The organism is Corynebacterium sp. HMSC074C03 (genome assembly GCF_001838285.1).
Lineage (GTDB): Bacteria > Actinomycetota > Actinomycetes > Mycobacteriales > Mycobacteriaceae > Corynebacterium > Corynebacterium amycolatum.
The window spans coordinates 1-11701 of sequence record NZ_KV836242.1 but is presented as its reverse complement, the minus strand read 5'-3'; the positions used below and the strand labels follow the sequence as shown (position 1 = coordinate 11701).

Sequence of the window (11701 nt, the reverse complement as noted above, 5' to 3'; positions counted from 1 at the left end):
CGTCTTCCGAGGCGATGATGAGCGACTCCATGGCACCGTCCTCCGATGCCATGATGAGCGAAGACAAAATGATGGAAGAATCCAAGTAGCACATGACCCAGGTGTTAGATTTGGAATCTGTGGATCCTGACCGTCTCTTAGAAAGCGTGCGCGCGGGCGATAAAGTCGCTTTCGCCGAGCTTTACGACGTTCTGGCCCCACAGGTTCTCGGTCTCACCACCCACATCTTGCGCGACCGGGCCCAAGCGGAAGAGGTCACCCAAGAAGTCTTCGTGGAGGTATGGCTAAGCGCCCACACCTTCGACCCACACCGCGGCAGCGCCAAGTCATGGGTACTGCGGCTAGCCAAATCGCGAGCCATCGATCGGCTGCGGAGCTGACGCAGCTCCCAAGCCCGCGACACCGACGATTTCAACAGTCAACTGACCACGTGGGTCGCTGCCGCTGAGGACGAAGCTCAACAGCGACTAGAGTCTGAGGAGCTACAAGAACTCATTGATTCAATCGGAGAGCCCCATCGAAGTGCGCTCATGCTCGCGTATTTCGGGGAACTCACCCACCAAGAAATCGCCGATGCCACTGGCGTCGCTCTCGGAACAGCCAAAACCCGGGTACGCGACGGGTTGCAAAAGCTTCGCAAGGCCGTGTCGTTGAAAGGAGGCCTGTGATGGATAAAGATATCGAGGGCCTCTTCAATTCCGCAGCCACGCCGGTCACTCCGCCACCGGAGCTCAAACGCTCAATCATGGAGCGTATCGACGCTACCGACCAGGTCACAGACTTCGACACCGCGCGGAAGAACCGGTCCTGGCGACGTCTCACAACCGCCGCAGCAGCCGCCGTTGTGCTCATCGCCGGTGGCGGGTTCGCGGTCACCCAATTCACTGTCGACGAGTCACGCGAATCCGTGGCAGCCCAAGGCGTCGACGAAATGCACGCAATTATGGAGGCCGACGACGCGCGTCAAGGTCAGGCTGACGCGATGGGCGCGAGCCTCGACATCGTGATCAGCTCTGACATGGGCAAGGGCGGCGCCATGGTCAACGGCCAGCCAGCTCTCAACGACGGCATGGGTGCACAAGTGTGGGCAGTCATGGCTGACGGCGCCGTGGAATCGGCTGGAGTCATCGGCCAAGAACCCCACGACGACGTGTGGATGCCGCTGCCCGGTGGAACTGCTTCAGTTCTGGTAACCGAGGAAGTCGCCGTCGGCGCGGCGCAACCCACCGGCACGGTGCTGGCCAACGTGACGCTCTAGTGCCGGCTGCCTCCCTTGGCGCGCTTCAGGCCATTCGCGTTCTAAAAACCACAAAGCCCCGACCCAAAGTGGATTTAACGAGGTGGCAGGCCTAGCGTTAGTGCTATGACGTTGCCAAAGTTCGGTCCCGCTTGGGCCGGCGCTTTAATGGGAACCTCGATTGCGTCGAGTTTGACTGGGTTACATGGATTTCATGTAGCCCAGCTCGTGTTTGCGCTCATCGCGGCGGGACTCCTTGTTGTGTTCACGGTCGGCGTGCGCAATGAGCCGCCGCGGCACCAGAACATGGCGGCGTGGGGCATGTATTCGATGGGCCTGCTCGCGTGCGGCTCGGCGTGGACGGCACTCACGGGCAACGATGCGTTCCAGCTGATCAGCTGGTGGATCGGCGCGCCACTGGCCATCATCGTGTGCTTGTGGCAACTCTGGGGTTTGTGGAAGCAGTCCGCGCACTACACCGAGCCTGCGTTCCCGTGGGGCTTGGCGCTCGTGCCCCCGATGGTCGCCGCGACATCCGGCGGGCAGCTGGCCACCCATCACGGCGAGTTTTATCACTACGCGGGTGAGCTGTGCTTCTTCCTCACGTTCTTCACCGCGATCCCGCTTTTCCTCTACTGCTACTGGTCCCGCACGCGCCCGCGTGGCGCCGCCGCGGGTACAGCGTGGATTCCCCTCGGTGTTATTGGCCAGTCGACGGCAGCATCGACATTGCTTTTCGACGCTCACCTGTACGGCCTCATCATGTTCACCCTCGGCGCACCGTGTGTCCTCTATGCCATGTACTGCTTCTACGAGGCTGTCCTCCACTGGGCGCCCTACGGCCCTGGTTGGTGGGGCTCTACCTTCCCCGTGGGCACCATGTGCTTGGGTGCTTGGGACGAAGGCTGGCACACACTTTCCTTGGCGCTCCTCGTGTTCTTGCTCCTCCACTGGGGTGTCTGCGCGGTGCGCTTTGGCTCCTGGGAACTAAGCCAATCTGGTGCGAGGTGAACTAGCTATCCGCGCTTCTCCGATGCCGTCGTCGTGGTGGTCCACGACTCGGCATAGCGGCCGCCCTTCGCCAGCAATTCATCGTGCGTGCCCCGTTCTGCGACCGTCCCGTCCTCCGAAAGCACGACGATGAGGTCGGCATCGCGGACGGTGTGCAGGCGATGGGCGACGACGATCACAGTGTGATCGCCGCGCAACGCCTCCATCGTGCCGACGATCGCCCGCTCAGTGGCCGCATCCAGCGAGGACGTCGGCTCGTCGAGAAGCACCACCGGGGAATCCTTCAGAAGCGCCCGGGCGATGGCGAGGCGCTGCCGCTCACCTCCCGACAGCAGCGTCCCCTCCTCCCCCACCGGGGTATCCCACCCGGAAGGCAGCAGCTCCACGATGCGGTCCACCCCGGAACGCCGGGCAGCCTCGCGCAAGCGGTCCCCGTCACCGGGCCTGGAACCGAATCCGGGGTCGGCGAAGACCACGTTGTCCCGCACGGACGCGTCGAAAAGAAACGTCTCCTGGAACACCGGGGTCACCAGCGCGTTCACGCCGTCGGTGCCGATCCGAGGCAAGGGCACCCCGCCGATGAGGATCTCCCCCGAGTCCGGATCATGAAAACGCGACAGCAGCCGCATGACCGTCGTTTTGCCCGCCCCCGACGGTCCCACTACGGCAACCAGCGCTCCCTGAGGCGCACGGAAGCTGACGTCGTCGAGAACCTTCTTATCTCCGTACCCGAAGCTCACGCCGCGGAACTCCACGTCATGCCCGTCGGGCAGCTCCGGTGCGGCAGGTTCAGGAAGAGCGGGGATTGCCCGCAGGTCACGCAACGCAGCCAACGTGTTGCGGCCCGCACCGAAACCGCCGGACAACGCTCCCGCCGTGGTGATCGGTCCGGTGAACTGGACGAGCACGATGAGTATCGGCGCCAAATGCGCCGGCGCCATCCCGCCCGTCGCGGCGACTGCCACGGCGACGATCACCGCCGCCGTGAACACCGCATGGACGACCGAACTCAACCGTCCGATGGCCGCCCCCTGCGTCGACGTCGCCTTCGCGAACGCATCGTGTTGGGCCCGGATTGCCTCATCCACCATCGCGTCCGCCGCCGAACCGTCGCTCGCGGCGCGAATCGCCTGCTGGCAGCGGGTGAACTCGATCAGCCTGCCGGAGACGGCAGCGACGGCGTCAGCATGCGCTTCGTCCGACTCCCCGCCGACCCGGCCAATGGCCCGGTAGGCGAAGAAGAGCACCGGCGCCGACGCGACGAGAACCAAACCGACGCGCCAATCCACCGCCAGAATTCCGAAGGCGATGACGGTCGGCGCAACCACCGCGGCGATGACGGGCCGCAGGATCACGTGCGGCACGGACGCCGCGAACGCGATACCCGACGACGCCATCTCCGAAAAGCGGCCGGCCGTGGACTTGGTGACGTACCCGAGTGGCAACGTCAGCACCCGTTCGCCCAGGGAACGCAGCAGGGACGACAGCACCGCTGCGGAATTCGCCCTGCCGACCGTCCCCGCGGCGAGGGACAGCACCGCATGGGCGGCCGCGAGGCCGGCGATGACGCCGGTTAAACGCCACGCCGTCGCATCATCTCCCTCGGCCAGAGCCGACAGCAGCGGCAGCAGTGCGACGAACGCCGCTCCCTGGGCCAGCGCGGCAAGCGCGGCCAACGCAATGAGCCACGCCAGCGTCATTCTCGAGCGCCGATCTGTCATCGACCACAAGTCCCGAATCATCGGTTCCCTGCCTTTTCATCGTCTGATTCAGTGCCCCGCGGGGCGGATGGTTCGTCGTCGAGCGCGAACGCGCGCCACAAATCCCGGTAGCGGCCACCGCGCGCAAGCAACTCGTCGTGGGTACCCGCCTCCGCGACCGCTCCCCCATCGAGAACGAGGATGCGGTCGGCGTTGCGGATCGTGCTCAACCTGTGCGCGATCACAATCACCGTCCGCGAACGGGCCAAACGCTCGATTGCGGACTGGATGAGGGCCTCGGAAGCCGGATCCGCGTAAGCGGTTGCCTCGTCGAAGATGAGCACCGGCGCGTCCGTGACGATCGACCTAGCGATGGCCACGCGCTGCGCCTCACCACCGGAAAAGGTCACGTCGACGTTGACCACCGAATCCAGACGCTTCGGCAGCGCCGCGATGACCGCATCGAGGTTCGCGAGCTTCGCGGCCGCCATGATTTCGCCGTCGGTGGCGTCTCTCCTGGCCAGCCGGATGTTCTCCCGCAACGGCAGCGTGAGCAACTGCGGATCTTGGAACACCACCGACACCGAGCGGTGCACGTCGCGCACGGCAATGTCGCGAAGATCGGCGCCGCCCAGCAGCACCGAGCCTTCGACGGGGTCGTGGAAACGCGCCAACAGCCGGGCGACGGTGGACTTTCCGGAACCGGAGGACCCCACCAGCGCAGTGAGGGTCCCCGGTTCGAACGTCGCGGACATCCCGTCGAGGACCCGCGGCCCATCGCCGTAGGAGAAGACCAGGTTCCGGACCTCGAGCGCGCCTCCGCGCACGGGCACCGGATCGGCGGGCTCGGCGATCGGCGGCGTGCCCAGCACCTCCGCGATGGACTTCAGGGCGGCAATCCCCGCGATGATGGGTTCGGAGTTCATGGCTACCCGCACGATCGCCGCGGAGAGTCCAAGGCCGAGAACCAGCCCGGCGACGAGACCTTCCGGTGTGCCGCCCGCGGCGTCCCGCAGAGCGAGGCCGGCGCCGCACACCACTGCGAGGACCGTGATCGGAGACGTCACCACGTCGATGAGCCCAAGATAGATGTTCGACTGCCGGGACCAGGCGGACCACGCGCGGACGAACGACGACGCCGCGGCATCGTAGCGGCCCGAGCCCTGGTTGGCGCGTCCGAAGGACTTCATCACCGGGATGCCGCGCACCAACTCGATGACCGCGGCCGTCACTCCTTCGGAGGCTCGCTCGTAGTCGCGCTGAAGGCCGGCGCCACGCGACATCATTACGCCCATCAGGGCGAAGGTGACCAGCACCGGGACGACCGCCACCGCCGCGATCCGCCAATCCACCGCGACGAGCGCGATGAGGGAAAGCAGGGGAACCAGCACCGCCACCACGGTCTCACCGACGGTGTGGCCCATGAGCTGGTGGACAGCCGCGACGTCCTTCTCAACCGACCCGATGATTCCCGACGAGCGCCGGGCGTCTAGCCAGCCCAGCGGCAACTTCCGGATTTGGGCGACCAGCCGGCGCCGGAGGTGGAGCTGCAGGTCGTTATCCGCCCGGTGCGAGAGCATGCCGGCGGCGCCGTCCGCGGCCATGCGCACCGTTGCGGCGACGACGATGACAGCCACGGCCAACCACGTCCGATGCGCCGGGGCCTCCGGGTACGTCATCGCGATGTCGATGATGCCGACCAGCGAAGCGACGGTAGCCACCGACGACAGGACGGATAACGCGACCACCGCACGCATCCGAGTCCGGATCGGGGCGAGCAGCGACCACGGGCCTACGGTCCCGTCCACAGCGCTCACTTGCCCGCCTCCCCGATCGCGCTCTTCTTCGCGAGAGTGCAGAAGTACACCATGCCGGCGCGTGAGGCTCCGCCCAGCTTCAGCCCGTTGGCTTCGGCGAGGTCATCGAGCTCGCTGCCCCGAAAAACCCGGTGGCCCATCTTCGCCATGACGGCCATGTCGACCCGCTCGTTCACGCCGGGATCCTCGGCGAACGTCTGCACGTAAGCGATGCCGCCGTCGGCGAGCAGCCCGGCGACCCGGCCGAGCGCGGCACCCGCATCCTTCATTTGGTGGAGCGCGCCGCACACCCAGATTTCATCGGTCCTGCCGGGCTCTCCCGCGAGCGGCGCGAGGACGTCGGCGACGTGGAATTCCGTCCGGCCCCGAGCCCTTCGACGGCGGCGTCCATCGGTTCACGCGCATAGCGGCTGAGGAACCTCGGCTGGACCTTGTCCTGGTAGGCCGCGAGGAGTCTGAGGTTGTTCTGGACGATCTGGGCAATCGACTTCATCTGGTTCTGTCTCCGGGGTGTGTGGGCCGCGTCCACGCGGCGGTTTCGGGTTAGGTGCTCGGGTTCGCGGGCCGTCGTCGGCGGTGCCGCCCCCTCTCGGCCGACTCGTCGACTCATTGGTCGCTGTGGTGGGTTCATCAGACACAAGCGGCACTGTGTTGCCCTCTCAGAAGATAACAACCATTCTTGCGTTAGGTTAGCCTAACCTAGTATTTGGGTCAAGCCCCGTCTCGTGCGTTTGATGGACATTGCTGAAACCGAGATCACGCAAAACCAGCACACCATTGAGTAGCGCGTGGACGAAGACCAAGGATGGGCGTAAGAATCCGCAGGCGTTATTAACAATTTTCTCGCTGAATCAGCCTGTAAAACCGGGAAATCCCCGTACTCAGGGGACGATCACTACCCCGCTGGAGTGGGAGCAGAAGGCTTCTCCGGATAAGCGCTCTGGCAATGGCCCGAAACCGAAGGTGCGTCCTGAGCACCCTTCCGTCGTCTTCGCGGCGCACGTGGAAACCGCTGCGGGCCTCGAGTTGCCTGCCGACTTTATTTCCCAGTTGGCCAGCGCCGCTCACGAGGTCGACGGCATCGTCGCGCGGTTCGCCGAGGCGCTGGACAAGGTTGTCTCTGCCTAGCCGAAGGTCAACGAATACAGTTTCACGCCTGCCGTGGGCCGGATGCGCAGCACTCCCTCGGTGGGCGTGTCGCCTTTCGCAAGGTCGAGGGTTCCATCTGTGACCGGGAACGACTTTGTCGCACCGTCCGGATACTCGACTTCGATCTCTCCTTCACCCGAAACCACGAGCTGGACCCACTTGGCGAAGACGTTGATGTCCAGGTGTCCTCCACTGGTGGTCTGCACTGATTCCTCCTCGAGAATCCACGTCCCGTTCAGAGTGAACATGCCGCGCTCTGGGGCGGGCGGTTCACCGAAGTCGTGCTCGCCGTCGGTGTAACCGGGTTACTTGGTGTACTCGGCGCGCGCAGTGCCGAGATACGTTTCCGGGTTGCGGCCCTTTGTACCGCCTGCTGCTTCGCCGCCTTCGACCGGTTCGGGGAGGTTGACTTCGGTGTTGGCGTCGACAAGCAATTCACGCACGAGCTTTTCTGTCTCGGCGTAGCTTCCCTCCCCTTCCACGATCTGCCGGACGTTGCCGTGCTTGTCCACCAGGTAGCGGGCTGGCCAGTAGCGGTTGTTGAAATTCCTCCACGTAGCAAAGTCATTGTGGGCCAGTCATCAGATGGACTAATCAATGTTGACGAACGGTTGAAGAAGTTGAAGGCGGGTTCGCTGACGATGATGCGCACGGACGATTTGACACCTACGGATGAATTGTTAGGAGTAATTGGTGTTGATTAAGCATGTTGCAACCCGTGCTTACAGCATGGTTTGTTCGACGTATCCTGGCAAAGATTGGGACGTAGAGGTATGTGTACACCCAGACGGAACCGTTGCAGTGTTTCCAGGGGAGAACGCAGATGATGGGGATAGCGCCGCGCTGGTGAAGTCCGACGGCACGGTGGAGCTACTAGGAAGTTCCCCTGTTGATTTAACAGCTTTTGTTGAAGCTGGGGACTGGGTAACCACTCAATAAAACTGACCGCCAACCAATATGTCTCATACTCACCTCCGTTACCACCAAGGCGTGGAACACACCCAACACCCCACGGAGGAGACAAACCACATGTCGGATGAAAACACCACCCCCGCAGACCTCGCATGGGGTAACCTCAATTTAACCGTCTCTGTGACCATGAGAACGCGGGTGTGAACGTGAACTGACCCGGCTTATCAACTGGGCTACATCCGCTGTGTTGAAGTACACAGCTGTGCGGGCGTTCACTAAGACGATGATTGAGAAGTGGGTCAGAGTTAAGGCAGCAGGGTGTGTTCGATGCCGTCTAGGATCACATCGATGACGAGGTCGTAGTATTCCTCGGACATCGCTTCTTCTTCATCAGGGTGTGAGAGAGGCTCCAGGTAAGAGTTGACAATACTGGTCAGTCCAACAGATTGAGCCATCATAGGCTCAAGCCTGACAAGCATTTCGTGCAGGTTGTGGCGAGGCTGGATTTGATTGGATGCGCGCAGGTTTCTCGCTCCGATCGTGTGGATGATTGAGTTCGCGATAATTGTGTAGGCCACAGGCGAATTGTCACCAAACCCAGCTTCTTGTAGTTTGGCCCAGGCTCCATCGATCATCGGCAAAAACTGTTCGGTGAACTTGCCCCGCGCGAACCTGTCGGTAATCCCCGGATATGCTAACAATGCGGGGCGTAGATTGTGAGCCATAGCTCGAAACCAGGCTTTCCATTCAAGGTCCGGGTCGGGAACTTCAATCCCGACACATACCCGGTCTACAACAGCATCACAAATGGCTTCCTTGTTTGGAAAATAATGATAAATCACTGAGGGAACCACGCCCAGTTCACGGGCAATGTCCCGTACTGACCATCCCTCAACGCCACTGATCGCGCTTAACTGTACAGCTTGTTTGACAATCAGCTCGCGTGATAGCCCAGCCCTTCGCCCCGTTAGCACAGTGTTCATAAGGTGACCCTAACTTATTCCTTGACCCTTACTAGAACACCATTCTACAATATCCCTAAGTGAAACAGTGTTCTAGTAATGGAGTGTAGTGATGCCCGACCCTCATAGTAATAAGCCGACACAGAGCTCTATTGATCCAGCAGCGCAAGCGAACCTGGTAGTGGGAATCGTTTTTCTCGCCTTTATGGGGCAAATGATTCTCAATCCGATCATCGCGCCACTGTCACGACAGATGGGATTGCGGGAATGGCATATTGGCGCCACTATCTCTTTGGCAGCGATTGTACTAGCGAGCTTGAGTGCTTATTGGGGGCGAGCTTCCCAACGTGTCGGCGCTAAACGTGTACTCGCTGCTGGGCTTGTGATCGCGATCATCGCTTTGAGCGCCTTCGGTATTGTCTCCTACCTGGGGATGAACCAGGTAGTTGGCGGTGTCGGACTAGTTTTTGGTGTTGTGATCACTCGTGGTTTGCTCTATGGTGGAGGGATTTCAGCGATCGCCCCGACCGCGCAAGCCCACCTGGTCACGTATGCTGCCAGCGAGAACGGGCGGGTAAAAGCACTGGGCATGATTGGAGCGGCTCAAGGGATGGCCTCCATTGTTGGAGGTGTTACTGGAGGTGTGTTAGCCGCTGCTGGTGGCCTGCTCTTGCCCTTGGTGGTCATGCCCGTTGTGATGGTGATTGGTCTGGTTGTTCTCTTGGTGAGTTTCGCACCTCAAAGCCGAGGGCAACTTTTTGCAAAGCCTCAACGGATTCGCTTCACTGATCCGCGTGTAGCTCCCTGGCTAGCAACTGGTCTGGTGATGTTTCTTGTGTTTTCTTCTGTTGCTACGATTTTTGGATTCACTGTCCAAGACCGCTTCGCCCTGTCGGCAACTGCGACCGCAGGTATTTCCGCGATTTACCTGACCATCATGGGCGTGACCATGATCATTGCCCAAGCGGTGATTGCTCCAAAGACAGGGTGGGGAGCAGCGAAGCTTTTACGTACTGGTCTGGCCATTACACTAGTTGCAACTGTGCTCATTTGGCCTACCTCCTCGCACGCTTTACTGGTTGTCGGGTGTATCGTGCTGGGGGTAGGTATGGGACTGGCGATGCCCGGGTACAACACTGGCCCAACCTTGAAGATGAGTGCAGATGAGCAAGGCGCAGTGGCTGGCATCATCAACGCTAATAATGGGTTGGCGTACGCGATTGCCCCGCTGGCTTCGACCGCCCTTTACGGGTGGAACCCGCTGGCACCCTTCGCCGTCTGTATCGCCTTGATTGCAGTGGTCGTCATCTACGCCCACACCGTACCCGCACTACGCCAATAACTATGAGCGTGCCTGAAGTAGCCGTTCCATCACGTTATCCGCAGGAGTCGGCCCCGAGTAGTCCACCAGCGAGTTGTCTTTGACGACATCGAAAATCTCGTACCAGAGCGTATTCGCCTGCTTGCTAAACGACTGAGACATGGCCACGAATGGGGACGCGATAGCTGTTAGGACCACGGATTTAGTAACGCTGTGGTGAGTATCCAGTAATGGTTTATTGTCCTGCGCCACCGGGTAGTGGATACCTTCCTTTTCTACGGCGTTGCGGACATTGCCCAGGTCGTGCTCGAAAGCGTACTCAGGGGAATGGACGCCGACGACGGTGAGGCCGGAATCTCGATAAGTGTCGTAAAGCTTCGTGATGTGCTCCCCCGCACGCTGACAGTTGATGCAGGCGTACGCCCAGAAATCAACGAGCATGACACCACCGTCCTGCGGGCTCGGCGGCTGGTCGGCGTTGATCCAGTTCGTCAGCCCCGCGAATTCCGGTGCCGGGCCACAATCCTGCAGCTGCGCGGGGTCGGCGCGGCGGCACGACTGCAGTGAACCGCTCCCAGTTGGTCCGACCTTGTTGAGAGCGTCATTGGCCAAGTCTGAATTCTCAAAACGGTTCGACAGCGACGACGTCCAATTCGGCAGCGCACGCTGGATCGCCGCCGGCGCGTCGAGAGCAAACGCCGCAGTGAAGACCAGGATGAGCACGCCGATGGCCTTACGGTGGCGCCGCACCGCGTCTACCTTGTCACCGATCTTGTTGCTCGCCAGGGCGAACACTAACAGCGGCAGCGCGGGCCCAATCGCGAACGCAACAGTGAGCACCACCGTGTTCCAGCCGATATGCCCAGTCGGGCCCGCCACCGTCACCGCTGCAAGCACCGGGCCCGCGCACGGAACGTACACCGCGCCAAGGGCCAGACCGATGAGAAAACCTCCCTTGCCGCGCGTTTTCTCCTGCAATGCCGTGGGGCGCGGAAGCGCGTCAAAGGGCTTCTGCAACACCTCCCCCACCGGCGGGAAAATCATTCCCAGCCCCACCCATGCCAGCAACACCACTCCCGCCCAGCGCAATACTGACTGTGGCAAATGCAGCGCACTAAGCAGAATCGTACCCAGCAGCGCGATCGCGGCGAAGCTCACGACCAAACCTGTCACCACGTGCGACGGTTTACGCCCGACGCTGACACCCAGCACCACCGGCAACACCGGCAAAATGCACGGCGACAATGCCGTGATCAGACCTCCGATGAATCCGACAAGAATCACGCTGATCATGAGTTTCCTCTACTTTCCGGTTGCCTTTCCTACACCCAGCACTACGGAGTGAGCACCCGCACCGGATTGGTCCAATCCGCATCAGCCCCCGGCTCCGTAGTACTCAGTGACGGGCCAGAAATACTGCGCCTGCGAACCGACAAAGTGAAGGAGACAAAATGTCTATCAACCGCGCAATCGCCGGCGTCAGCGCCATCGTCATCGCCGCCGTCGGCCTCGTTGCATGCAACGACTCCGGGGAGAAGATGGAGGACAAGATGGACGGCTCCATGGCCCCGTCTTCCGAGGCGATGATGAGC

At 61.6% G+C, this 11701-nt stretch carries 9 protein-coding genes and 4 pseudogenes; 5 read left to right on the top strand and 8 right to left on the bottom strand.

Translation table 11 applies throughout. The annotated features are described in order from the left end of the window. Nucleotides 1–92: 92 nt before the first annotated feature. From HMPREF2847_RS08175 to HMPREF2847_RS08165, 3 genes and pseudogenes are all read left to right on the top strand, one after another. Nucleotides 93–668, top strand: a pseudogene (locus HMPREF2847_RS08175) (sigma-70 family RNA polymerase sigma factor). Beyond that, a complete protein-coding gene (locus HMPREF2847_RS08170) occupies nt 668–1258 on the top strand; it encodes an anti-sigma factor (RefSeq protein ID WP_070852090.1) in 591 nt (196 codons plus the stop codon). Before HMPREF2847_RS08175 ends, HMPREF2847_RS08170 begins: the two are co-directional and overlap by 1 nt. 105 nt (nt 1259–1363) lie before the next feature. Further along, nucleotides 1364–2248: an SLAC1 family transporter gene (locus HMPREF2847_RS08165; RefSeq protein WP_070852089.1), complete on the top strand. Its 885-nt coding sequence runs from the start codon at nt 1364–1366 to the stop codon at nt 2246–2248. 5 nt (nt 2249–2253) lie between these two features. On the opposite strand, the gene HMPREF2847_RS08160 is transcribed toward HMPREF2847_RS08165, so the two are convergent. Genes HMPREF2847_RS08160 through HMPREF2847_RS11800 form a run of 3 tightly spaced genes read right to left on the bottom strand, consistent with a single transcriptional unit; the run spans nt 2254 to nt 6034 of the window. After that, nucleotides 2254–3990, bottom strand: a complete 1737-nt coding sequence (locus HMPREF2847_RS08160; protein ID WP_070852088.1) for an ABC transporter ATP-binding protein — start codon at nt 3988–3990, stop codon at nt 2254–2256. Further along, nucleotides 3987–5765, bottom strand: a complete 1779-nt coding sequence (locus HMPREF2847_RS08155) for an ABC transporter ATP-binding protein (RefSeq protein WP_070851663.1) — start codon at nt 5763–5765, stop codon at nt 3987–3989. The genes HMPREF2847_RS08160 and HMPREF2847_RS08155 overlap by 4 nt, the downstream gene beginning before the upstream one ends. Then, nucleotides 5762–6034, bottom strand: a complete 273-nt coding sequence (locus tag HMPREF2847_RS11800) for a class I SAM-dependent methyltransferase (protein WP_246821936.1) — start codon at nt 6032–6034, stop codon at nt 5762–5764. The genes HMPREF2847_RS08155 and HMPREF2847_RS11800 overlap by 4 nt, the downstream gene beginning before the upstream one ends. 508 nt (nt 6035–6542) lie before the next feature. On the opposite strand from HMPREF2847_RS11800, the gene HMPREF2847_RS08145 reads away from it, so the two are divergent. Then, entirely contained in the window at nt 6543–6893 is a 351-nt protein-coding gene (locus HMPREF2847_RS08145) for a hypothetical protein (RefSeq protein ID WP_070852087.1), read from the top strand. Here HMPREF2847_RS08145 and HMPREF2847_RS08140 read toward each other — a convergent pair. The 3 genes and pseudogenes from HMPREF2847_RS08140 to HMPREF2847_RS11680 form a co-directional block, all read right to left on the bottom strand. After that, a pseudogene (locus tag HMPREF2847_RS08140) lies at nt 6890–7201 on the bottom strand (cytochrome c biogenesis protein DipZ); the annotation flags it as partial. The gene HMPREF2847_RS08145 and the pseudogene HMPREF2847_RS08140 sit on opposite strands and share 4 nt — an antisense overlap. An 18-nt stretch (nt 7202–7219) precedes the next feature. Beyond that, nucleotides 7220–7426: a hypothetical protein gene (locus HMPREF2847_RS08135; protein WP_070759613.1), complete on the bottom strand. Its 207-nt coding sequence runs from the start codon at nt 7424–7426 to the stop codon at nt 7220–7222. 705 nt (nt 7427–8131) lie between these two features. Beyond that, a complete protein-coding gene (locus HMPREF2847_RS11680; protein ID WP_070462451.1) occupies nt 8132–8809 on the bottom strand; it encodes a TetR/AcrR family transcriptional regulator in 678 nt (225 codons plus the stop codon). A gap of 91 nt (nt 8810–8900) precedes the next feature. On the opposite strand from HMPREF2847_RS11680, the gene HMPREF2847_RS08125 reads away from it, so the two are divergent. After that, on the top strand, nt 8901–10130 hold the full coding sequence (locus tag HMPREF2847_RS08125) for an MFS transporter (protein WP_070852086.1): 1230 nt from the start codon (nt 8901–8903) through the stop codon (nt 10128–10130). Here the strand turns inward: HMPREF2847_RS08125 and HMPREF2847_RS11975 are convergent. After that, a pseudogene (locus tag HMPREF2847_RS11975) lies at nt 10131–10295 on the bottom strand (terminase); the annotation flags it as partial. Between the two features lie 51 nt (nt 10296–10346). Then, nucleotides 10347–11402 (bottom strand): annotated as a pseudogene (locus HMPREF2847_RS08120) (cytochrome c biogenesis protein/redoxin); the annotation flags it as partial. Nucleotides 11403–11701: the final 299 nt, after the last annotated feature.